This window comes from Metabacillus indicus (assembly GCF_046603695.1).
Taxonomy (GTDB): Bacteria; Bacillota; Bacilli; order Bacillales; family Bacillaceae; genus Bacillus_P; species Bacillus_P indicus.
The window spans coordinates 3736067-3759298 of record NZ_CP176757.1; the positions used below are offsets into that span (position 1 = coordinate 3736067).

Annotated in this window: 24 protein-coding genes; 4 read left to right on the top strand and 20 right to left on the bottom strand. The window is 45.7% G+C overall.

The genetic code is table 11. From position 1 onward, the window contains the following. Positions 1-22 precede the first annotated feature (22 nt). The 9 genes from flgL to ACK1LH_RS19145 form a co-directional block, all read right to left on the bottom strand. Positions 23-904: a flagellar hook-associated protein FlgL gene (gene flgL, locus ACK1LH_RS19105; protein WP_411333949.1), complete on the bottom strand. Its 882-nt coding sequence runs from the start codon at positions 902-904 to the stop codon at positions 23-25. A 10-nt stretch (positions 905-914) separates the two neighbouring features. Then, a complete protein-coding gene (flgK, locus tag ACK1LH_RS19110; RefSeq protein WP_411333950.1) occupies positions 915-2435 on the bottom strand; it encodes a flagellar hook-associated protein FlgK in 1521 nt (506 codons plus the stop codon). 18 nt (positions 2436-2453) lie between these two features. After that, complete coding sequence (locus ACK1LH_RS19115) at positions 2454-2936, bottom strand: flagellar protein FlgN (RefSeq protein WP_411333951.1); 483 nt, start codon at positions 2934-2936, stop codon at positions 2454-2456. A 17-nt stretch (positions 2937-2953) separates the two neighbouring features. Further along, positions 2954-3211, bottom strand: coding sequence for a flagellar biosynthesis anti-sigma factor FlgM (gene flgM, locus ACK1LH_RS19120; protein ID WP_411333952.1), 258 nt, complete (start codon positions 3209-3211; stop codon positions 2954-2956). A gap of 65 nt (positions 3212-3276) precedes the next feature. After that, positions 3277-3693 carry a TIGR03826 family flagellar region protein gene (locus ACK1LH_RS19125; protein WP_411335127.1) on the bottom strand — a complete coding sequence of 139 codons (417 nt, stop codon included), beginning with the start codon at positions 3691-3693 and terminating at the stop codon, positions 3277-3279. Between the two features lie 56 nt (positions 3694-3749). Continuing rightward, entirely contained in the window at positions 3750-4439 is a 690-nt protein-coding gene (locus ACK1LH_RS19130) for a ComF family protein (protein ID WP_411333954.1), read from the bottom strand. Next, complete coding sequence (locus ACK1LH_RS19135; RefSeq protein WP_029284747.1) at positions 4436-4711, bottom strand: late competence development ComFB family protein; 276 nt, start codon at positions 4709-4711, stop codon at positions 4436-4438. Before ACK1LH_RS19135 ends, ACK1LH_RS19130 begins: the two co-directional genes overlap by 4 nt. Positions 4712-4791: 80 nt before the next feature. After that, positions 4792-5904, bottom strand: a complete 1113-nt coding sequence (locus tag ACK1LH_RS19140) for a DEAD/DEAH box helicase (protein ID WP_411333955.1) — start codon at positions 5902-5904, stop codon at positions 4792-4794. A 338-nt stretch (positions 5905-6242) separates the two neighbouring features. Further along, positions 6243-6428 carry a hypothetical protein gene (locus ACK1LH_RS19145; protein ID WP_411333956.1) on the bottom strand — a complete coding sequence of 62 codons (186 nt, stop codon included), beginning with the start codon at positions 6426-6428 and terminating at the stop codon, positions 6243-6245. A gap of 90 nt (positions 6429-6518) precedes the next feature. Between ACK1LH_RS19145 and ACK1LH_RS19150 the strand changes: the two genes are divergently transcribed. Then, the gene (locus tag ACK1LH_RS19150) at positions 6519-6764 is read left to right on the top strand and encodes a hypothetical protein (RefSeq protein ID WP_411333957.1); all 246 of its coding nucleotides are present in this window, start codon (positions 6519-6521) and stop codon (positions 6762-6764) included. Between the two features lie 22 nt (positions 6765-6786). Here ACK1LH_RS19150 and ACK1LH_RS19155 read toward each other — a convergent pair whose 3' ends face one another. The 3 genes from ACK1LH_RS19155 to ACK1LH_RS19165 form a co-directional block, all read right to left on the bottom strand. Then, entirely contained in the window at positions 6787-7629 is an 843-nt protein-coding gene (locus ACK1LH_RS19155) for a DegV family protein (protein ID WP_411333958.1), read from the bottom strand. A 183-nt stretch (positions 7630-7812) separates the two neighbouring features. Continuing rightward, positions 7813-8496 carry a response regulator gene (locus tag ACK1LH_RS19160; protein WP_029284755.1) on the bottom strand — a complete coding sequence of 228 codons (684 nt, stop codon included), beginning with the start codon at positions 8494-8496 and terminating at the stop codon, positions 7813-7815. Positions 8497-8568: 72 nt separating this feature from the next. Continuing rightward, positions 8569-9726, bottom strand: coding sequence for a sensor histidine kinase (locus ACK1LH_RS19165; RefSeq protein ID WP_029284757.1), 1158 nt, complete (start codon positions 9724-9726; stop codon positions 8569-8571). 276 nt (positions 9727-10002) lie between these two features. Here ACK1LH_RS19165 and ACK1LH_RS19170 point away from each other — a divergent pair, with 276 nt between their 5' ends. Beyond that, positions 10003-10638, top strand: coding sequence for a YigZ family protein (locus ACK1LH_RS19170; protein ID WP_203289059.1), 636 nt, complete (start codon positions 10003-10005; stop codon positions 10636-10638). Between the two features lie 19 nt (positions 10639-10657). Beyond that, positions 10658-11662: an LCP family protein gene (locus ACK1LH_RS19175; protein ID WP_411333959.1), complete on the top strand. Its 1005-nt coding sequence runs from the start codon at positions 10658-10660 to the stop codon at positions 11660-11662. Positions 11663-11736: 74 nt separating this feature from the next. On the opposite strand, the gene ACK1LH_RS19180 is transcribed toward ACK1LH_RS19175, so the two are convergent. Together ACK1LH_RS19180 and ACK1LH_RS19185 are read right to left on the bottom strand one after the other, a co-directional pair. Next, positions 11737-12810, bottom strand: a complete 1074-nt coding sequence (locus tag ACK1LH_RS19180; RefSeq protein ID WP_203289061.1) for a glycosyltransferase family 4 protein — start codon at positions 12808-12810, stop codon at positions 11737-11739. Positions 12811-12941: 131 nt separating this feature from the next. After that, complete coding sequence (locus tag ACK1LH_RS19185; protein WP_411333960.1) at positions 12942-14057, bottom strand: glycosyltransferase family 4 protein; 1116 nt, start codon at positions 14055-14057, stop codon at positions 12942-12944. Positions 14058-14156: 99 nt separating this feature from the next. Here ACK1LH_RS19185 and ACK1LH_RS19190 point away from each other — a divergent pair, with 99 nt between their 5' ends. Then, on the top strand, positions 14157-15350 hold the full coding sequence (locus tag ACK1LH_RS19190; RefSeq protein ID WP_411333961.1) for a glycosyltransferase family 4 protein: 1194 nt from the start codon (positions 14157-14159) through the stop codon (positions 15348-15350). A 179-nt stretch (positions 15351-15529) separates the two neighbouring features. Here ACK1LH_RS19190 and wecB read toward each other — a convergent pair whose 3' ends face one another. The 6 genes from wecB to ACK1LH_RS19220 all read right to left on the bottom strand — a co-directional run bounded on the left by wecB (position 15530) and on the right by ACK1LH_RS19220 (position 23214). Beyond that, positions 15530-16675 (bottom strand): non-hydrolyzing UDP-N-acetylglucosamine 2-epimerase, encoded by a 1146-nt coding sequence (wecB, locus tag ACK1LH_RS19195; RefSeq protein ID WP_369735694.1) that lies wholly within the window; start codon positions 16673-16675, stop codon positions 15530-15532. 136 nt (positions 16676-16811) lie between these two features. Continuing rightward, a complete protein-coding gene (locus ACK1LH_RS19200; protein ID WP_411333962.1) occupies positions 16812-18026 on the bottom strand; it encodes a glycosyltransferase in 1215 nt (404 codons plus the stop codon). Next, positions 18026-18757 (bottom strand): ABC transporter ATP-binding protein, encoded by a 732-nt coding sequence (locus ACK1LH_RS19205; RefSeq protein ID WP_203289066.1) that lies wholly within the window; start codon positions 18755-18757, stop codon positions 18026-18028. The genes ACK1LH_RS19200 and ACK1LH_RS19205 overlap by 1 nt, the downstream gene beginning before the upstream one ends. After that, the gene (locus ACK1LH_RS19210) at positions 18758-19537 is read right to left on the bottom strand and encodes an ABC transporter permease (RefSeq protein WP_282033758.1); all 780 of its coding nucleotides are present in this window, start codon (positions 19535-19537) and stop codon (positions 18758-18760) included. A 698-nt stretch (positions 19538-20235) separates the two neighbouring features. Further along, positions 20236-21495, bottom strand: coding sequence for a nucleotide sugar dehydrogenase (locus ACK1LH_RS19215; protein WP_282033757.1), 1260 nt, complete (start codon positions 21493-21495; stop codon positions 20236-20238). 78 nt (positions 21496-21573) lie between these two features. After that, positions 21574-23214, bottom strand: a complete 1641-nt coding sequence (locus ACK1LH_RS19220; RefSeq protein WP_411333963.1) for a glycosyltransferase family 4 protein — start codon at positions 23212-23214, stop codon at positions 21574-21576. Positions 23215-23232: the final 18 nt, after the last annotated feature.

The following is a 23232-nucleotide window of genomic DNA, read 5'->3' on the forward strand; positions in this document are numbered from 1 at the left end:
AGCTATCTCGCAAAAGATAGCTTTATCGTAAAAAGTCCATCAGAGTAGGCTGCATGATTCTCGCACCTACTGAAAGCGCAGCTCTATGCAGACTTTCCTGTGCGGTGAGACTCATGATGACTTTCTCGAGGTCTGCGTCTTCGTTTTCTGAAAGAATACGCGTAGACACAACTTCCTGCTTCATCACCCGGTCTTCGATCAGCTCAAGACGGTTGTACCGTGCGCCAAGCTCCGCGCGTTCAGCGGTCATGGCGTCCATTTTCCCGTCAAGGTCTGAAAGCAGTCCGTCCAGGCTGGACGCATCACCTGATGACATTGCTTTTTCAATCGATCCAACTACCGCAAACAAGTCTTCGCTGAATACGTTATCTGAATTGATATTGGCTTTTAATGAAACCCCTTTTGACACTTCTACTTCAAACGGAGATTTATCAACGAGAACGGTTACCGTACCGTCAGGATTCAGTGTCACTGGAGCCTTTTTCGTTTCCGTTCCGTTAAAAATGTAATTCCCCGCTACTTGCGTATTGGCAGACCCGACCAGGTCCTCTTTAAGCTGTTTGATTTCAGCGCCAATCGCTTTCAGGTCTTCCGGGCTGTTTGTGCCGTTGCTTGCCTGTACGACAAGCTCACGGACACGCTGCAGAACCTGTGTGCCCTGCTCGATGCCCGCTTCTGAGTTCTCCATCCACTGATAGGCTTCGGAAATGTTGCGCTGGTATTGTTCAACTTCCGTCAGGTTTGTGCGGTAGTGCATGCCTTTCATGGCAACGACCGGATCATCAGAGGGGCGGTTGATCTTTTTGCCCGTGGCCAGCTGATCCTGATATGTCCCCATTTTCTCATAGCTTTTACTTAAGTTGCGGAGAGAATTGGCTGCAATCATACTTTGTGTGACGCGCATGGTTTTTCACCTACCTTCTTAATCCGTTGATAATGGTGTCAAGCATCTCATCCTGCAGCGAGATCATTTTCGCCGAAGCATTATAGGCATGCTGAAACTGAATCATATTTGTCATTTCTTCATCGAGTGACACAGCACTAACCGACTGGCGGCGCTGGTCAACAGCCGACCGGAGGACATCTGTGTTGCTCGAAAAGCGGTTTGCTTCCTGGGCATCAACGGCCATTCCGCCAATAAGACTTTCGTAGAAGTCCTGGATGGTCGTCGTTTTTCCGCCAATGGAAAACGTCTGATTTTTCACTTCGGCAAGCGCCAATGCATTTTTTCCGTCTCCGATGTTTCCATTGAAAGAGGCCGCAATGTTGTCGGTTGAATCCAGAATGTCCTGGTGCAGCTGAATAAGGGCAGCGGCACCTTCAGGAGGATTTGTCAGGCTGCCGAGATCGAAGAATGGTGAGCTGCTTGCTCCGCCCTCTTCAATTCTTTTAATGCTGTAGCCCGCTTCCTGAACTTTATTGACCTCGGTTGCAAAGCTGTAGGCAAGCTGATCAAGCTGCTGAAGCATTTCCGGGTATATCCCCTTAGCAGAACTGCCGTCATTGTATCCGAAGGAATCAATTAAACTGCGGATCTTGCCCGCACTGCCGAAATCTTTCACATCTAAAGCCGTCCCTCCGATCGAGACGGTATCAGCAAGGCCGTTGACAGAAGCATACCCGACGCTTATTTCATTCACTGCTTTCGTTTTGCCGTCTACTAGGGTTCCGAGTGATTTGCCTCCAGCGTCTACGATTTCAATAGAAACGGATCCTTCCGCGATTGGAAGCGAATTCCCCCCGCTTTTTTCATAGGAGATTTTCACGTTAGCCATCCCCGAAAGCTGATCAAGCAGACGGTCCCGCTCATCGTACAAATCATTCGCCAGATAGCCGTGCGGCTCAACTTCCGAGATTTGCTTATTGATGCTGTTAATCTGGTTTGCAAGTGAATTAATCTCTTTGACAGAGACTTGAATCTCGCTTTTCAGCTCACCCTGAACTGCTTTTAGAGAAGTAGAAAGATAGTGGAACGTTTCCGCTACCGCTTTTCCTCTCTCGCGCACAACCGAACGGGCGCCTGCATTCGTTGGGTTTAGGGCGAGATCCTGCATTGACTGCCAGAAACGGTCAAACGTTTTGGAGAGACCGGTCTCAGACGGTTCATTCATGATTTCTTCCATCTTCAGAAGGGCATCAGCGCGGGAATCCCAGTATCCACTTTTGTTGTTTTCATAGCGGAACTGCGTGTCCAGAAAGCTGTCGCGCACACGTTCAATTGTCCCTGCCTGAACGCCGGTTCCGGTTTGCCCCGGGATATGGGGGCGGTTGATGGATGCGTTCGGATAGGGCTCCGTCTGTTCAAAGTTCACACGCTGCCTTGTGTAGCCCGGCGTGTTGGCATTGGCAATATTGTGTCCCGTTGTGTTCAGGGCGCTTTGCTGTGTAAACATTCCTCTTTTGGCAATTTCAAGACCTGAAAAAGTCGAGCGCATGGTTCATTCCTCCGAGCTTTATGCTTTTGAATCAAATAACGATTTTCGTTTCGGCTGAGCTGCTGCAGATATGCCCGGAGGCTTGTAGGCCGGGGACTCTTCCTTAGGCATGAGCATATCAAGAGACAGGGAGACAAACTGAAGGGCCTGAACGGTCAGCTGCTGGTTCAGCTTGTTTGCCTGTTTCAGCTTGTCCATGACATCTGTCAGGTCGGATAAAAGCTGCGCAAACTGGACCTTGTCTTCTCCCTTTGCTTTTTCGATGCATGCCGACAGTGTCAGATCATGATCTCTGCCAAGATAGGCTGAGGTGAGCGGGATCCGCTCTTTCTCTGCAAGCTTAATAGCGCTTACGCAGATGTGTTCCTGCTTCAGGGTTTGCTGAAGCACAGCCAGATCTTCTTTTTTCAGGGCTTCTGTTTTGGCTTCGGCTAGCTTCAGAAGCTGCTGATTAAGCCTGAGAAGCTTCTCGAGTTTAAAAATTAACGGCTGTGCTGACACGGCAAATCCCCCTGGTTCTATTTCTTATAGTGATTAAAAAGGCTTTCGGCCACAGCTTTTGGATCAGGCTGGTAAGTGCCGCTTTCAACCTGATTTTTCAGAGCTGCCACTTTTTCCTGTCTTGCGGCATCGATGCTGTTCTGCTGCTGAAGTTCTTTCGCTTTGGATGAGATCTCTACCTTATCCTGTTTTTGTGCAGCCTGCGGAAGCTGCTGTTTTTCCGCACTTCTTTGGTAGGGATTGATTGAAGCTGAATTCAGATGATTGATTTTCATCTCTTATCCTCCTCCATTCCTTTGATGATATCTTTATCGGCCCTTTTTGCCGGGCATTAACAGCCTTACTTGTTTTTGGGCTGAAAGGTATAGAAAGTCGCTTTCTCTTCTGTGACTTTCTGACGGCGTTCTTCCTCCCGCTCTAAGTCAAACAGCTGAGTTTTCAAGTCTTTTGAACATGTGAGGCACAGCTTGTTCTCCCTGATCAGCGTTCCGCATTTCTGGCACGGGTAGCCGAGATTCGGGAAATTGGCGAGCTGGATCTTTCCCTGTCTGATAAATTTCAGAATCAGGTCTTCAGAAACTCCTGTCTCCTCTGCCGTTGTGACCAGTGTAGCTGTCCGGTTCCTGCTTTGTTTTAAAAAGCTGTAAACCGCTTCGTAATGACGCTCTTCTTTTTTATGGCACGTATCGCATACTGTTTTAAAAGATGTTCTTACAAATAACGAGTAGCATTCCGGACAATTTGATAGTTCCACAATTATTTCTCCTATCATTGTACTATATATCAATATTATCGGTTCGTTTTTGAAAACGTTTAGCCTCTCACGAGAGTTAAGGAGGAGACCTTTTCAGCCCCGTTTTGGATCAGCACGTTTGCTGCATGCCTGATTGTCGTGCCTGTTGTGTAAATATCATCTATTAAAAGGATGTGTTTTGAGAGAATGTCAGAAGGTTTTTCGATAAAAAAGACATTTTCGCTTTGAAGGCGTTCTTCGCGGGTTTTTTTGGATTGTTTTTCAAGATGTTTGCGGTTTAAGGGTGAAAGGACGGGGCGGCCGAGAAGTTCAGCGAGGAGGAGGGCCTGATTAAATCCGCGTTCATAAAGTCTTTGGCTGCTGAGAGGGGCCGGAACGATGAGGCCGGCCTCTTTAAAGTGCTGAAGGAAAGCTTGCCGGAAGGAGTCTTGAAAGACGCGTACTAATGCTGCATCGCCTCTGTATTTGTATCTGGCGATCACATCTTTCATCCAGTCATTGTAGTGGTAAACCGAACGGTTACTTGTGAGGACGGGGCCGAGTTCAGAGTCTGACTGCCACCTTTCACAGTCATAACAGGTTTGTTCATCTGCCTGAGGCCGGCCGCAGGTTCGACAGACCGGTCCTTCTATCAGAGTGAATTTCCCGAGGCATTCTGAGCAGCATGCTTCTTCCTTTTCCAAGAAAAAAACGCTTCTCCACGTAACCGTTTGTGCAAGCTCTGCTGCGCAAATCAGACAAAGGCTCATTCTTCACCTCTCCGGCAGCGCGGCATGTCAGAAACCATTTTCGCCGACTCCGCGAGCTTGACGATCAGCGTCGTCATCTGCTGTTTGTCTATGAATTCCGCTTTGACGTAGGCGATTTTGCCGGCGTCTGTCACATATCTCGGCTGGACTCTGTTCAAGACAAGCGCGAGCACGTCATTCAGGCATTCATCGCACGTGCAGCTCATCTGAAGAGCCTGTTTATATTCAAACAATAAGTCTGACATGATTTGTTCCATTGCATTAACAGCCAACGTTCTGTCCCCTTTCCTGCTGCTACTAACCGATTATGCCATAACGTAAAAATGTTGGATATATTTAACATGCTAAACAGTCATAAAGTCACTTTCGCAACCAGCGAGTTCATCATTTGAATATGCTTTTTGGCACGAATCATCGCTTCTGTTTTTCCGTAGTGAAAAAAACGGACATCCCCATCAGGGTGTGCAGCGCTTCTGCCGACACGTCCTGCAATCTGGACAAGGGCACTTTCAGTAAAAACACCCGCTTCTGCCCCGAGCACCGCCGCATCCGAATTAGGAATGGTGACTCCCCTCTCCAATATGGTCGTTGTAATAATAATCGGAATGGCGCCGTCTCTGAATTTCTGCACCTTTTCTTTCCGGTCCGGATCTTCTGCATGGACCCCTTCGACCGCTGCATGCTGCTTTTTCAGGATTGCCACAACGTCTTTTAAAATTGAGATTGAAGGGACAAATAGAAATGCCTGTTTGTTTGAGCTTAGACGGTCAGTGACCCATTGCTGAAGCGGTTCAGGGAGTCTCTTTTTCTGAAGCGCCCGTTTGTAATGCCCGCACCAGGTGAAGGAAGGAACAGGAAGTGGATGGCCGTGGAATCTTTGCGGAATTTTCACATGAAGACTGATAGCTTCTTTAATTTTTTCTGAAGGGGTGGCGGTTAAGTATATCAGAGAACTGTCAGGCTTTCGGGCTCTGGCTGCAGCAAACTGGAGTTTTTCGTCTGCTGAAAATGGAAAGGCATCCACTTCGTCAATGATTAGGACATCAAATGCAGCGGTGAAGCGCATGAGCTGATGAGTCGTTGCAATGACGAGATCCGCTTCCTGGAAGCGTTCTTCACTTCCTCCGTAGAGAGAGGCAATCTTCACTTTCGGGAATACTGTCCGGAGCCTTGGCGTGAGCTCGAGGATGACATCAGTTCTCGGGGCTGCAAGACACACTTGTTTATTTTCCGACAGTGCTTCCTCTATTCCATGAAAAAGCATCTCGGTTTTACCCGCTCCACACACTGCCCAGAGCAGCAAATCCTGCTGATTTCTTACCGCATAAACCATTTGGTCTGATCCTTTTTGCTGGGCATTTGAAAGCCTGCCGTCCCACTCCAGGCCTGCAGATGCAGCCTCGCTCTTTTGCCGGCACGGGCCTGTCCACTTGATGAGAGGCGTACATTCGCTTACTCTTCCCATTTGAATGCAGGCCCTGCAATAGGAGCAGCTTTCACCGCATCTCGCGCACGGAAAGGAATCAATGAGCCGAGGATCTTTATTACCGCAGCGGAAGCATGCTCCATCTTTCACGCCGTATTCATAACTGACATAGCCATTTTCAGCATGTAATTGGATAAGGGCAAAGGGGAAAGGAAGCTCATCAGGGAGCAGCAATCTGCCTTGAAGGTATGTTTGGAGGTCTTTGGAGTATAAAAATGATGGATTGGTTCGGCTAACACGGAGGCTGTGTTTGGCGACCTGAAGTCCTTCACTCACAATCTCTGCGGGTTTCAGCAATCCATTTTGGACAGAAAACCTCACACCTGATCGAACTTCGTTTTTTCAATTTTTCTGAAGCGCTTTTCAACACTGATCGGCGTCCGGTTCAATTGCTTGGCAATCTCACGGAATTTGAAGTTTTGTTTTCTGAGTTCAACAAGCTTCCGGTCCTCAAGTGTTGTCCAGTGCCGATATGACCGTTTTTGAATGTCAATTTCCTGCATATAATCTCTCCTCTATATGGATATTGATGTATACATATACAAGTATGGGAATAAATGCAGTTATTGTCTAGTCATGTAAGGAAAAAATTAATGAAAAATACAAAATTTTCGGTGGCAATTTCGTCTTTTTTGCGTTGTATTTCGTCCTTTTTTTCGGATACCGAAGAAATATCACAGGAAGAGAGTCCTGTGTTGACAAAAAGAGAAGTGGGTACTTATGCGGATAAATCACGTTCCGTGGGAATGGAGTCAATTTTTAAAGGAGCTTTTATATTATTTATCGGTATATCCTGCCGTTTATTTAGACCACTAAAAAAAGCCCCGCAGCCGCTCTAAGGCGGCCTGCGGAGCGGCTTCTTTATCTCGTATACCAGCCAAGACCCATAGCCCCTTCACCCAGATGGGTTCCGATGACGGGCCCAAAATAGCTGATGGAATATTCGACGTGGGGATATTTTGCTTCGAGTTCCGCTTTCATGCTCTCTGCCTCATCAGGACGGTTGGCATGAATGATGACAGCGCGCATCGGTTTGCCTTTGTTTGCTTCTTCGTCAAACAGGTCATAGATGCGGTTGAGCGCTTTTTTGCGTGTGCGGATTTTTTCGAATGGCACGATGAGTTTGTCTACAAAGTGCAGAATAGGTTTGACCTGCAGCAGGCTTCCGATCAAGGCCTGCGCACCACTCAAACGTCCTCCGCGCTGCAGGTGGGAAAGATCATCCACCATAAAGTAGGCGCTGATCGACTGCTTCACTTCGTTTAAGCGTTCCATAATTTCCTCAGGTGTTTTGCCCAGAGCTGCCATTTCTGCCGCTTCAATCGCGTAAAAGCCTTGCACCATGCAGCTGACTTCTGAATCAAACGCAAAGACTTTAATGCTTTCCGCCATTTGTCCAGCAGTGACGGCTCCATTATAGGTTCCGCTGATGCCGCTTGATAAGTGGACGCTGATGACAGCGTCATATTCTTTTGAAAGCTCCTGAAACAGCTCGACAAATTTTCCGACGGGCGGCTGTGACGTTGTCGGAAGCTCACCTTTGCTTTTGACTTCCTCGTAAAATTCGGCAGCCGTAATTTCGACTTCCTCCTGATACACTTCCCCGCCAAAAATAACGCTGAGCGGGATCATATGGATGTTCAGCCGCTCGCGTGTTTCTTTCGGTATATAAGCTGTACTGTCCGTAACAATTGCCGTTTTCATAAAATGTACCTTCCTTGTCATCGACTTCTCAACTTGTTCTTTCATTCTATAAGATAATGCTATAAATTTCATTAATTTTTCATGTAAATAATTGGTGAACAGCAAAAACCCCTGTTACCTATCATAACAGGGATTTGCTATATAGAAAAACTTCAAAACGAAAAAAACCCGCCGAAGCAGGTTCTATCGCACTTCCACCCAGCCGTTTTTGATGGCAACGACTACAGCTTGTGTACGGTCGTTAACGTTCATTTTCTGAAGAATGTTGCTTACGTGGTTTTTAACGGTCTTTTCACTGATGAAAAGAGCTTCGCCGATGCCGCGGTTGCTTTTGCCGTCAGCAAGCATCTGCAGCACTTCACACTCGCGGCGCGTCAGGATATGTAATGGACGCCGAATTTCCGTTGCGATTGTGGCTGTGCCTCCGCCTGAACCGCTTGTCGCGAGGCGTCTAAATTCATTCACAAGGTTGTGAGTGACTTTAGGGTGCAGGTAAGAACCGCCGTCAGAAACAACTTTAACTGCTTCAATCAGTGTATCTGCATCCATTTCCTTCAGCAGGTAGCCTCGTGCTCCCGTTTTCAGCGCATGAGTGACATAGTTTTCGTCATCATGAATGGAAAGAATAATGACTTTCGTTTCAGGATTTGCTTCTACAAGCTGCTTTGTCGCTTCCACGCCGTTTACTTTCGGCATGTTGATGTCCATGATGACGACATCAGGCTTGCTGTCCTCAACGATTGAAAGAGCATCCTCTCCGTCATCGCCTTCTGATACAACTTCAAAGCTTGGTTCAAAATCCAGGATCCGCTTAACGCCTTCCCGGAATAATTGGTGATCGTCTATAATTGCAATTCTTGTCTTCATGCATACGCCTCCCATTTTTTTATTCTAGTCTAAAACAAGGTCATGCCGTCAATATGCCTTTTGTCTCCTTTTTCAGACGTTAAGAGGCACCTGTATCATAATGAATGTCCCAAGACCTATTTTCGAATCAATGGTCATTCTTCCGTTCAGGAGCTCAACCCGCTCCCTCATGCCGAGCAATCCGAATGACTTTTTCTGATTTTGAATCGTATCCCTCGTATCAAAGCCTTTTCCATTATCTTTGATCATGAGGACAATATTATTCTGGTTCACTTCGACTTTTACCTGTATTTCGCGGGCCTCAGCATGCTTGAGGGCATTTGTCACTGCCTCCTGGGCAAGGCGGAACAGCGCAACCTCAAACCGCGGCGGCAGCCGGTTTTCTTCAAATTCCCCAAGGCTTGAGAACAGGATTCGTGTCTTCCCGTTATATTCCTCTATCGTATACAGATACTTCCTGAGCGTCGGAATCAGGCCAAGATCATCCAGGGCCATTGGTCTCAGGTCATAGATGATGCGGCGCACCTCATAAAGGGCATTCCGGACATTCTGCCTCAAAGAACGGATTTCCTTGAATCCTTCTTCAGAACCGCGCTCTCTGAAAATCCGTTCAATTAATTCAGAGCGCATCATCACATTTGCAAGCATCTGTGCAGGCCCGTCGTGAATCTCACGCGAAACGCGCTTGCGCTCTTCTTCCTGGGCTTCAATAATTCTGAGGCCGAAATCCTGCCTCTGCTGGGCATCTTCAATGAGCAGGCCAACCTGCCGCAGATCCTGATGCAGATAGTTCAGGACGACGGTAATCTGGCTGACAAGCACCTCCGCGCGTTCTATCGTCTCCTGAAGACCGAGCAGCCTTCGCTCAAGGTCATCCCGGCGGTCTCTGAGCTGCTTTTCCTTCTGCTGCAGCATCGTCAGCTCCACCTGAAGCTTGTGGGCCTTCTCATACGCTTCCCGGATTTCCTCTTCGCTGAACTGCTTGAAGTGCTTGCTGACCTCTGAGAGGCGCTTTCTGGCGAATCTCGCATGCACCTCAAGCTTGTCGCCCTGCTCAATGACATCATTCACCTGTATTTTGATTTGCTTTAACTCTTCGACGAGTGATTCGTATTGATGGCGGGACTGTTCGCCGATCTTAAAAATCTCGCCTTTGCTGCCGTCCACCGTTTTTACCATTTTATCCAGAATCTGATCGAGCACTTTGCAGTCGAGCTTCTTGGAGTCCACTATATCTCCTCCGCTAATGGGTTAAAATAAACTTCACACAATATCACACAATATAATGATTGAAGTGAAAATTTTGTCGCTTTATAATAGAAGAATGGCTTTTAGAAAAGCGTAGGTGCCTGTTCAGCTCCGAAAGGCAGATAAGAAATCACCAGAAAAGTCCGTTTTTGACTTTTTTGGGGATTTTGTTCTGACAGAGGAGTTAGGCACCGGAGCTGGACAGCACTATATTCGAAATAAGCTGCCTTCTGCAACCCTTTAAGGAGGTGTACAAGCATGCTTTCACACTATTATACCGTAAAAGGATACGGAGAGCATGAAATATCCATACAGAAATCCCGTTTTATTTGTTATCTTACCCGTGCTGAAACAGAAGAAGAGGCACAGGCCTTCATTCAGGAAATCAAAAAGAAGCACTGGGACGCAGCGCACAACTGTTCCGCCTATCTGATCGGGGAACAGGATCACATCCAAAAGGCAAACGATGACGGAGAACCAAGCGGGACAGCAGGAGTGCCCATCCTTGAAGTTCTGAAAAAAAGGCAGCTGAAAGATACAGTCGCAGTCGTGACGCGTTATTTCGGCGGCATCAAGCTCGGCGCAGGCGGTCTGATCCGCGCATACGGAAGCTCGGTATCAGAAGCATTAAATGAAATCGGCATTGTGGAGCGTAAGTTGACCCGTGTGATGCATACTAAGATTGACTATACATGGCTCGGAAAAGTGGAGAACGAACTGAGGAACTCCCGCTTTCAGCTCAAAGAGATCCACTACCTTGATACCGTTGAGGTTGAGACCTTTGCAGAAGAGGGCCAGAAAGAAGCATTTACAGAATGGATGACTGAGCTGACAAACGGCCAGGGAGAAATCACAGAAGGCCGGCAGCTTTACTTAGAACAGCCAAAAATTTAAGAAAAATGAGGAGTATCTTATGAATAGGCAAGAAGTAAAGAAAATAAAGAAAAAGAAGAAGAAAAGCATTTTTAAACGCATCTTATTTTTGTTCTTCATCCTCTTTTTAGCTGTAGGAGGATATGCCGGCTACGTGTTCTACCAAACCTATCAGGCAGCAAACAATTCCTACGATGATCTCGGCAGGGATAAATCGAAGCTCCGCGATGAAGCGGTTACGATTTCAAATGATCCCGTTTCGATCCTGCTTCTCGGTGTTGAGGATTATTCAAGCGGAGGAAAAGGCGGCCGTGCGGATACGTTGATGGTCGCAACCTTTAACCCAAAGGATCAAACGATGAAGCTATTGAGTCTTCCCCGCGACACACGCGTAAACATTCCGGGAAAAGAATCAAAGCGCAAAATTAACTCCGCCTACTCTTCCGGCGGAAAAGAGCTGACGATTGAAACAGTAGAGGATTTCCTCGATATCCCGATTGATTATTATGCAACCGTAAATTTTGAAGGTTTTAAAAACATCATTGATATCGTCGGCGGCATCACCGTTGATGTTCCGTTTGATTTTGAACAGAACAGTGATGATCCTAAAGCTGAAAAGCTCGAATTCAAAGAAGGCCCTATGGAGATGGACGGACGGTACGCACTTGCTTATGCCCGGATGAGAAAGGCGGATCCAAACAATGACATCGGCCGAAATGAAAGACAGCAGCAGGTCGTTAAAGAAGTCATAAATGAAATTGTTTCAGCAGGCACCTTGCTGAAGGTGGACCAGCTGACAAACGAAGTTGGGGAAAATGTCGAAACGAACATGAGAATGTCGGAACTTCTTGGCTTTTACAAGAAATACAACAACTTCAACACCAATAAGATTGAAACGGTTAAACTTGAAGGCGTTGGCGAATACATCGGAAATGTTGCCTATTGGATTCCGGATGATACAAGTCTTGCCAATACTCAGATTGAGCTCAAAAAACACCTCGAGCTTGAAACAGACAGCGATACACTCAGCAGCACAAATGAATAGGAAAAAGCTCCGGCCGGTGCCGGAGCTTTTTTAGTGCATAAAAAAACCGCACAGCTCGTTGCTGTACGGATTCATTAATTGTCTTTTTGAGGCTGCGTCAGTTTTCTGAATGCATTGATAAGCGGCTTATGGCCTTCGCCAATCAGGCCGACAAGCTCTGCTGCAATCTGAATGAACAGAAGAAGAATCATCATGATGAAGAGTGCCATCCACATCGTTGCGTTTGAGAAGATGATCGCAGAAAGACCAAAGCATGCGCTGAAGAAGTAAATAAGCAGAACAGATTTTCTGTGGCTGAAGCCAAGGTCCACCAGGCAGTAATGCAGGTGTAGCTTGTCAGGCGCAGCAATATTCTGCTTGTTCACAAGCCTTCTGACAATCGCGAAAAGCGTGTCGAAAATAGGTATAGCCAAAACGATGATCGGGATAATAAAACCGAACAATGTGATGTTTTTGAATAATCCCATCGTGGAGAGTATGGCAATCGAATAGCCTAAAAACAGCGCCCCGGTATCTCCCATGAAGATTTTGGCCGGATAGAAATTGTGCACCAGAAAGCCAAGTGAGCTTCCGATTAAGATGACGCACAGTGACACGACCGCAAATTGAAAGTTTGTAAAGGCCATAATCAGGATGCTTGTCATCGCAATGGATGAAACACCTGCAGCAAGCCCGTCCAGTCCGTCAATCAGGTTGATCGCATTGGTTACCCCTACAATCCATAGAATCGTCACGGGATAGCTCCAGTAATCGAGGTAAATGAGCCCGAAAAACGGAAGCGTAATTTTGTTGATCAGCAACCCTGATGATACGACAACTCCGGCAGCTGCCAGCTGTCCGATAAGCTTATATTTCGCTTTAAGCGTAAAACGGTCATCTAAAATACCGACAAGAACAATGATGAACGCGCCGATGATGACTTCATTCATATACATGGATTCGGGCTTAAGATAAAGGAAGCCTGCAGCGGTTCCGATAAAGATCGCAAGGCCGCCCATCCTCGGCATCAGGCCCTGATGGATTTTTCTGCTGTCGGGCTTATCAACTGCCCCCATTTTTATTGCAAGTTTTTTAATAAGTGGTGTGATCGATACAGCCACTATAAAAGAAACTATAAAAGCTATAATATAATTAGAATAATCTAACATGTCTGCACCAACTTATGTGTGATATTTTCACTTCCTCCATCATAGCAAAAATATTTGAACTTGCAATTATTATTTTGTTAAGAATCTGTTGCGGCTATTCTAAGTTTGAACGCTTTTTGAACAAATTCCTGCTACTTCAGGAGCTTACGGTAAAACGCTGTCAGTTTCTTCTCTTCTGATTCCCAGTTATAGACGGTTTCGAAACTTTTTCGGCCGTTCAAACCAAAATTTTCTGCCTGACCGGGATTCTCAAGCAGGCCTGAAAGCGCACCGGCAATTGCTGACGGGCTCTCAGGGTCAACAAGCCGTCCGCTGTTTGAGTTCTCCACTACCTTTCTGTAGTGCGGAAAATCAGAAGCCACTACCGCTGTGCCAGCTGCCATATATTCAAACAGTTTATTTGGCAGACAGACTAAATGATTGGGCTCAGGCAGATAAGGAATCACCCCGATGGATGCTCTGGACAAATACGATTCAATCTCAGAGTAAGGCACGCTTCCGGCAAATGTGATCCTGTCAGAGTGCCCGCTTTTCTCAACCATTTCCTTAATCTCTCTTTCAAACGCTTCTGATTCAAATCTCCCTACAAATTGAAAGGCTGCATCAGGATGCTTGTCCGCCGTCATGATGAACGCCTCCGTCATCTGTCTGATTCCCCGGATCGGCGTTATCCCGCCAAGATACAGAACAAGTCTGCGGTCCTTTTCGCCGTCATGGACGGTGAACATATCTGTCAGCGGATAATTTTCAATTTTGCATGACCGGTATTTTTGATACCTCTCCCCTACCTCATCTGTTGTATAAATTACGCCCGATAATATAGGAAGGCAGATTTTTTCTATCATCTCATAAGCAAACCGGACCGGCTTCTTCAGCCAGCTTTTTAAATATTTTTTGCTCATGATGGCATTCGGATAATGCTCATGGGCATCAAAAATGACGGGTTTGCCTGTCATGATGCGCAGCAGTGTCCCCGCAGGGATCAGCTCAGGATCATGAAAATGGTAGAGATCCGCCCCTGTTTTTCTGGCCGTTTTCATAACCGTCAGTGTATGTAAAAACCGTTTAAGCTCTGATTTCGGCTTTTCGACCGGCACTATTTTAATGGAATCATCCAGAACAGCATGGGGTTTTGGCGCGACAAGCGTCACATCGTAACCCGCCTTCTGCAGCGACTTGCATTGTTTATGGTAAATGCGTCCGTCATACGCCTGGTGAACAGAGGTGATGACACATATTTTCTTCATGGGCTATCCATTCCTTTTCAGATCAAAGTTGTAACTTTCCCATTAATACTTTACACTAATATATTGACATATCCTAATATTTTATGGAAAGGGATTACTATGCGAATTATTTACATTACACAGCACTTTCCGCCTGAAATAGGTGCAGCTCAGGGACGTGCATTTGATATGAGCACAAACCTTTCAAATTTGGGCCATGATCTGCATGTGCTGACGGCCTTTCCAAAGCCATCCTCAACATTATTCAGCAAAGAGAAGGTAAATAAACTGTCTGTTTACCGATCTTTTCAAATACGTGATACGAAAAAGAGCTCCATCCGCCGGCTCGCCAACTATTTATCCTTTATGGTATCGAGCGTTTTCAGCGGTTTCAGAGTCAGAAAACCGGATATAGTATACGCGACCTCCCCTCAGCTTTTCCAGGGGGTAACGGGATATATCCTGAGCAGGATCCACAGAACAAAGTTCGTCTTTGAAGTCCGCGATTTATGGGTCGACTTCGCTGAGATTCTCGGCCAGTTCAAAAACAAGCGCCTGCTGGACCTTGCAAGAAAGCTTGAAAGGTTCATTTACAACAGGGCCGATTTGATAGTCGTCGTGACGCACGGCTACAAAGACCGTCTGATTGGCATGGGTATTTCAGCTGATAAAATCACCGTGATTCCAAACGGCGTCAATCCGCCGTCACTTGAAGCTCCTGCACAAGCACGCGATGTAAAAAAAGAACTTGGCATCGAAAATCAGTTCCTTGTCCTCTACACCGGAAATATCGGCGCTGCCCAGGGTCTTCAAACCATCATTGAAGCAGCAGACAAGCTAAAACATGACCCAAGCGTCTGCTTCCTTTTCATCGGGGAAGGCGTTGAAAAAGAACCCTTAATGGAAAAAGCAGCTTCCATGGGCCTGACAAATGTACGTTTTCTTGAAGGCAAACGAAAAGAAGACCTTGCTTCCTACTACGAAAGTGCGGACCTTGGCATTGTCAGCCTGAAAAAACATCCGCTGTTTGAAATTACGATTCCATCAAAAGTATTTGATTATATGTCGGTATCGCTGCCTGTCCTGATTGGCGTGGAAGGCGAGGCGAAGGAAATCGTTGAAGCAAATGAGGCCGGCTTCCCATTTGAGCCTGAAAACGCAGATGATTTCATCCGCGCCTTAAAGCTTGCTCAAAGTCAGCCAGAACGTCTCCTTACCATGAAAAAAGGACTGCGCGGCCACCTGCTTCAGTCATTTAACAGGGAAACGCAGGCAAAAGAACTGTCTGATGCTCTTCAAAAGCTGCAGAAATGACCGTTATTTGCCGAAGTGGACGTTTTACTTGCCGAAATCAACGCTTTAGTTGCCGGCTCAACCACTTTACTTGCAGCTTTTCAAAGAATACTTGCCAAATCTTCTTCCATACTTGAAAATTTCCATCCGCTTCCAAAAAGCAGAAAAAGACCTGATGCCGCAGCATCAGGTCTTTTATTTTACACTTCAAAAGGAACAGGCTTATCGCTGCGCTTCTCGAAATGATGCAGAATCGCTTCCACAATCCGTCTTGAAGCTTCGCCGTCGCCATATGGGTTGGATGCCTTAGACATCGCCTCATAGCGCTCTTTATCGTTCAGCAGCTCATATGCAAGCTGATAAATGGTTTCTTCTTCTGTACCTGCAAGCTTCAGAGTGCCTGCTTCAATTCCTTCAGGACGCTCAGTTGTGTCACGCAGGACAAGAACAGGAACTCCAAGTGAAGGAGCCTCTTCCTGCACGCCGCCTGAATCTGTCAAAATGATGTGGGCTTTAGCTGCGAAGTTATGGAAATCATAAACGCCAAGCGGCTCAATCAAATGAATGCGAGGGTCATTTCCAAGCACCTCATCCGCCACTTCGCGCACGGCAGGATTTAAGTGAACAGGGTATACCACCTGTACATCTTCATGCTCCGTAATCAGGCGTTTTATCGCACGGAACATGTTTCTCATCGGCTGGCCGAGATTTTCCCGTCTGTGTGCTGTTAAAAGGATCATGCGGTCAGATCCCACTTTTTCAAGGACTTCATGAGTGTATTCTTCTTTTACCGTTGTTTTCAGGGCATCAATTGCTGTGTTTCCAGTTATGTAAATCGTTTCGCCCTTCTTATTTTCCTGAAGCAGGTTTTGCTCTGCTTTGTTTGTCGGCGCGAAATGAAGATCAGCAATAACGCCTGTGATCTGGCGGTTCACTTCTTCAGGGAACGGAGAATACTTATTCCACGTTCTGAGGCCGGCTTCCACGTGTCCGACAGCAATCTGGTTGTAGAACGCTGCTAAGCTTGCGACAAACGTAGTGGTTGTGTCGCCGTGCACAAGAACAAGATCAGGCTTCACTTCTTTCATGACTTCATCAAGGCCTTCAAGTGCCTTTGTCGTAACGCCTGTGAGAGTCTGGCGGTCCTTCATAATGTTCAGGTCGTGATCCGGTTTGACTTCAAACAATTCCAGAACCTGATCAAGCATTTGACGGTGCTGGGCCGTTACCGTAACGATTGAATCAATTTCATCCGGATATTTTTCAAGCTCCAGTACAAGCGGGGCCATTTTAATCGCTTCCGGTCTTGTCCCGAAGATTGTCATGACTTTTAATTTGCGGTCCATATAGTCTAAACTCCTTTTTCAATCAATTAGGATGATTATATCATTAAGCAGTAATAGAGTTGTTTTCTATAGTATTAAGATTTGCCTTCAATAATATTTCAGGTCTTTCAAAAAAGATGCGGTTTTTAAAACCGCATCACAGATTTTCATACATCTCAGCAAGCTTTCTGCTCTCTGCTTCCCAGGTTAAAACTCTCCTTGCCTGCAGGCAGTTTTGCCGGTAGTACTCGTAATTATTCTTCACTTCCATGATCCCGGCCTTGATGCCCTCTGTTGTTTCTTCAGCAAGCACGCCCGTCTTGTACTCATCGATTACGACCGATTTGCCGGGATGGTTGGAGGAAACAGCAGGAACGCCGGCCTGCAGATATTCAAACATTTTGTTCGGTGTGGAATAATAGTTGTTTTTTGAAACCTTCTCATACATCACAAGGCCAATGTCCGCCTTCTGAGTGTAATAGAAGAGATCCTCTGACGGCACCTGGTCATGAAAAAACACACGGTCAGATAAGCCGAGAGATTCAGCGAGACTCATAAGCTCCTCTTTCAGTATACCGGAGCCGATCATCACAAGCTTAAAGCTCTCAGGCAGCTCAGCCATTGTCTTTACAATCAGATCAAGGCCGCGGTATGGAGAAAAACCGCCCTGATAAAGCAATACCGTATCTTCTTCCCCAAAGGTATAATTCCAGTCAATCGCCTTATTGCCGGCAAGCATGTCTTCAGAAAAAAGCGGAATATTTTGAATGAGCACGGAAGGCTTTTCCCCATTGCGTTCAAACAAATAATCTCTCAAATACGGATTCACCGTCACAAACCTGTCTATTTTCTTAAAAAGTTGCTTTTCCATCTTGTATCCGACAAAGCGGTCAAGCTCATTGCGCCCTGCCATTTCGTTGAAAATTTCATGGGCATCATAGATCAGCTTTGCGGAGAAATCCTTTGCAAGCATGCTGCCCTGCCAGAGCGTATTCAGGTCATGACAGTGAACTGTATCTATTTTAAGGTCCCGTACATTGTTTTTCACTTTTTTATAAAACTCATAATACGCCATATAATCTTTCAGTATTTTAACTAGAGGCAGTCTGGCAGCGCGGACGACTGCACGTTTCAGACCGGACCGTTTCGGCGCTTGTCCCGGATTTGTACCCGCCATAGCCGCCTTCATGCTTTTAACAGAAATAGGGAGACGCATTAAATGAATATTTTTATGTAGAAAAGGGTCCGGCTCCTGGAACTCGCGGACGCAGGCAAGATAAACGCTGTGTCCTGCTTCCGCAAGCGCAAGGGCCTCCCTTTTCACTCTGGCATCATAAGGAATATCCTTATACAGCAGCATGAGGATGTTCATTATTTTGCCTGTTTCATGAACTCATCGTATTCTTTGACGATCGGCCCTGTTTCACCGACTGCTTTCTGCTCCCCGAGATGAATCCAGACGACGCGGTCGCAGATGGCTCTTACAAGGTTTGATGAGTGAGTGACTAAGATAACGGTTCTGTCCTGCTTGATTTTCTCCATGATGGCATTTCGGCACTTTTGCTGGAAGGCTGTGTCTCCAACTCCAAGTACTTCGTCAATCAGAAGAATTTCAGGATCAAGCGAAATCGCCGTAGCAAAAGCAAGCCTTGATTTCATCCCTGCCGAATAGGTGCGGACAGGCTTGTAAATGAAATCGCCAAGCTCGGAAAACTCAATAATGTCATCGATCTTTTCATCAATCTGCTTCTTTTTATGGCCAAGAAGCAATCCATTTAAATAGATGTTCTCGATTCCGGGAAGCTCAGGCTGGAAGCCAGCTCCGAGAGAAAGAAGAACCGGATGCTCGTCATCCTTGATGTTAAATGTGCCTTTGTCAGGCGAAATCAATCCGCTGAGCAGCTTCAACAGCGTACTCTTACCCGAACCGTTTCGTCCGATGACACCTAAAACCTCACCTTTTTTCACTTCGAAATTAAGGCCCTTCAGAGCCCAGAAACGATCATCTTGCTTATGCATATTCAATAATTTCTTTAACGGCTTCTCCGTGAATTCCGGATAAGAAACCCAAAGATCTTCAACTTCGATTATAGTATCAGTCAATTAAATCACCTTAGCATATTCTTTTTCATTTTTGTTAAGCAAACGAATTCCGAAATACAGGATTACAAGAGAAATCACCGTTAATATAAGGAGCGGAATCCACTCAGGCGCTCTGCCGTAAATCAGCACGTCTCTATAGGATTCCAGAATCGTTGTAAAAGGATTCAGATAGAGCAGCGGAACAAGCTTGTCCGGCACTGTGCTCATTTCAAATAAAACGGGTGATAAATAAAGCAAAACACGGGAAATATACTGCATCATATTTTTAACATCCCGAATGAAAACACCTAAGTGTGCAAGGAAAATCATAACGCCAAGCAGGCAGAATGCATTAATAATAAAAATCAGCGGAAATAAGAGAACATACCATGAAAACTCTGTTCCGAAAATAATCAAAAACAAAATAAGCACGACGGCACTGATTAAAAACTTAATGCAGTTTACAAGCAGCCGCACAACTACAAAAATAATTTTGGGCACATACACCTGCTGCAGAATATTCCCTTTTGATGAAATCGAGTTCGTTCCATCTACAAGTGCAGCTGTAACAAATTTTAAAGGAATAAGCCCTGTGAAAATAATGATCGGGTAGTTTGGCGTACCACGGTCAAGAATGACCACGACCAGTAAATAAAAGATTGCCATATAAAAAATTGGATCAAGGATCCACCATAAAAAACCGAAATACGTTCTTGAATTGTTCGCTTTAAAGTCAGAAGCAGTCAAGTGATAGATCAGGTCTTTGTTGGATTTAATGGCCTTAAATGTATCAAGTAGCATAAGATGTTCTCCTAACTCACAAAATGTTGCACCTTCCTAATAATATACCTAGTCCAAAGACCTTTCAAGTTTTAGAGGGATTTGTAAAGGTTTTGACACACCGAAAAGCGGAAGCGCCCGGTTAGCTCCGAAGGACAGAAAAGGATCCGACGGAAAAAGCCGGTCTTGCTTTTTCTGGCGGAGCCGTTCTGGCCGAGGAGTTGGGCGCTGGAGCTAGACAATACCGAAAAGCGGAGGCGACTGGTCCATACTTGTACCCGTTCCATTCCGCTCCAGTCACTTGCTTTCCGCGGGGAGGTCGGGAGCCTCCTCGGCCAGCCTGCGGGGTCTTCCGTTCCCTCTGCATCCCTTAGAAAAGCGGAAGCGCCCGTTTTGCTCCGGCAGTCAGATAAGAAATCACCGGAAAAGTCCGGTTTTGACTTTTTGGGGGATTTTGTTCTGACAGAGGAGTTGGGCGCTGCAGCTGGACAAGGAGTCAAGTGCCTTCCGCTCCAATTCACTGGAGGTTTACTTCTATATAAATAAATGGCAGGTGACCTTAAACATCCAGTACCCTTCTTACTCCAGTATCCCCGCTTTCCCTCTATTCAGCCCCTGTGCAGGATTTACCCGCAAAGTTCTCTCTTTAATCAAGGGAATGAAACCTCCGGAATAAAAAAAGACCATAAACTAATATGGTCCCCATTTCGTCTTTTTTCTTACTTAACGAATTTGTAAAGGTTGCCGAAGTTGATGTATGTGATCTCTTCAGGGCAGTTCTTTACGATGTTTTTCGTGTCAAAGATGCGTTTTGTATTCATGCTAGCGAAGTCAGAAGCATCAAGTGCTTTGAATTCGTTATGGTCTGTCAGAACAAGGACAAGGTCTGATTGCTCTGTTGCTTTTTTGATGTCTTTTTCTACCCAGTCTTTTTGAACATGCGGGTCGTATGCGATGACTTCGTTTGCACCGGCCATTTTAAGCTGCTGGTAGATGTCCATTGCAGGACTTTCACGGATGTCATCGACGTTGCCTTTGTATGTTAAACCGAAGACTGTAATTTTCTTGTCGTCAAGGCCGCCAAGCATTTTTGATACGTTTTCTACAACAAAGGAAGGCATAGAAACGTTGATATCACGTGCCTGGTAGATCAGCTTCGCTTGTTCAGGAGCTTCTGCCACGATGAAGTACGGGTCAACTGCTAAGCAATGTCCGCCAACGCCCGGTCCAGGGTGATGAAGGTTAACACGCGGATGCTTGTTGGCCATTTCAATAACGTCAAGAGCATTGATATCAAGCTCCGTACAAATTTTCACAAGCTCATTTGCAAGTGAAATGTTGACGTCGCGGAATGTGTTTTCCATAAGCTTGGACATTTCAGCTGTTTTCGCATCCGTCAAAATCAGTTCGCCTTCAACAAATGTGCTGTACACTTTTGCTCCGGCTTCTTTACATGCTTCTGTCACACCGCCGATGATGCGGTTGTTGTGAATAAGCTCATGCATAATTTGTCCAGGCAGTACGCGCTCTGGGCAATGAACTAAGAAAATGTCTTCGCCGATTGTAAAGCCATGCTTTTCAAGCAAAGGTTTTACATGGTCGTCTGTTGTACGAGGCGCGATTGTCGATTCTACGATGACTGTATTGCCTTTTTCAAGGTAAGGAATCATCATTTCTGTAGCGCTTAATACGTATTTTAAATCTACAGATTTATATTGATCGTCTTTATTTGGAGTTGGAACGGCAATAATGAATACGTCTGCTTTTTCAGGCTGTGTTGATGCTTTGAATTTGCCGGAAGCCATTACTTCTTCGAGCGCTTCCTGAAGTCCAGGCTCTTCGATATGAATTTTGCCTTGGTTTAATGAATCAACAACATGCTGCTGGACATCTACGCCTAGCACGTCAACGCCATGCTTTGCAAACATAATAGAAGTCGGCAGTCCGATATAACCAAGACCTAGTGTTGCGATCTTCATGTGAATTCTCCTCCAGTTGGTTGTTCAAAAATTTCCCTCATACCACATTACAGCTTAGAAAACACGGTGTCAATGATTTCAGCTGCCCTGCTCCAAGAGAACTTTTTCTTCCTTTTTTTCTTTAATTTCGTTCAGTTCCGCCTGAATCATTTTATGCTTGCCGCACTGGAACCTGACGATATGCGCAGCTTCCTCTGATTTTTGCAGGAATGCTTTTGGATTGTAGTAAAGATATTCAATAGCTTCTGCAAGACCCATGTAATCTTCCCCTTTTGAAAGGAAGCCGCACGAATCATCAATAAATTCAGGGATGGCATAAACGGCTGATGTTACCGGCACAAGTCCGCTTGACATTGCTTCGCCAAGTGAAACCCCTTGGGAATCCATACGGGATGGACTCAAAAAGACGCCGTGGGATTTATGCTGCTCGGCAATTTCTTTCTGGGACAAGAAGTAATTGTGCAGATGAACGTTCGGAATCCCTTTAAGCGGCTCGACGGTTTCATTCCATAAAGGACCCTGGCCGAAAATATCAAAGGTCAGATCATCAAAGAATGGCTTGTCCTTCAGGGCAAGAATTGCTTTGACGGTCAGGTCGTTTGCATACGTTCTTGAAGCAAACGGGCGAATCGTTAAAATGCGTTTCCGCTGCTCTTCTGTTTTTTCTACATAATCAAACAGCTCGTCATCAATGGAGTTATGAATGATGCTGTAATTTTTGATGATGGTGTTTGTATCTTTTTCAGCAACGTTCTCTTTGTACCATTTCGAAACGAAAATGAATTTTATGTCGTCATCTTCCGTGGTGTAAAGATCTGCCATGAAATCAAGCTGCGCCTGATTGCGCTTCGCATACTCAAGGCTATTGCGGATTTCTTTCGTGCTCTGGTAAAAGTTGAACCAGCGGCGGTACCATTTTGTTGTCTCGAAACCGTGCACCCATACAAGCTTTGGCGTGTATCTCGCATTTGACTTGCGGACAGCACGGTACATTCTTTCATTGATAAAGTGAAACATCACTTTCTTATATGGCTTTGCATTTAAAAGGTTTGTCAGCGCATCCTCTCCGCCAATATAGACGGGCACACCTTCATAAACGTAATGAGCGATGCTTGCCGGAGATGTGTTTAAACGGTAGATGGCACAATTGATGCCATTTTCCCTGTACCCGAGCACGCGTTTATGAACAAACATGTTCTGGTAATACGTGTTTTTCTCAGGGTAAACATTCGTAACAATCAGGTAATCCGTTTCAGGATGTCTTAGAAACAGCTCTTTCTGACTTTCTGAAGTGGGTACGTTGTACGCTGAAACAGAAAAATCTGTTATAGCTGCTTCTCCTGCCCCTGAAAGTCTAATTCCCATGGAGTAGCTCGCCACATTCGCAGGGAAGCTTAAATTCATTTCACTTCCAAGAGGATTGTACTGAACATATACCTTGTTGTCATTTCTGTCATACCCGACAATGACCTGCTGCACCTGAACCCCGCTGTTTACTGTACCGTCAATTCTTGCGATGTACGTATAGCCTGGGTTCAGACTGCGGTCAACTCTATTGCCTTTATTATAATAAAGAATGATCGGACCTGCGTCTTTTATCAGCTGGGCAATCTTGATGTCCAGCTGTGCGCCTCCGTCAATCTGAACATCAAAGCTTTTCTTTGTATCTTTCGGCCATTTATCAAAAAAAGTGATTTTTTTAACCGGCTCTTTCAGCATGATGTCCCCTCCCGTCAA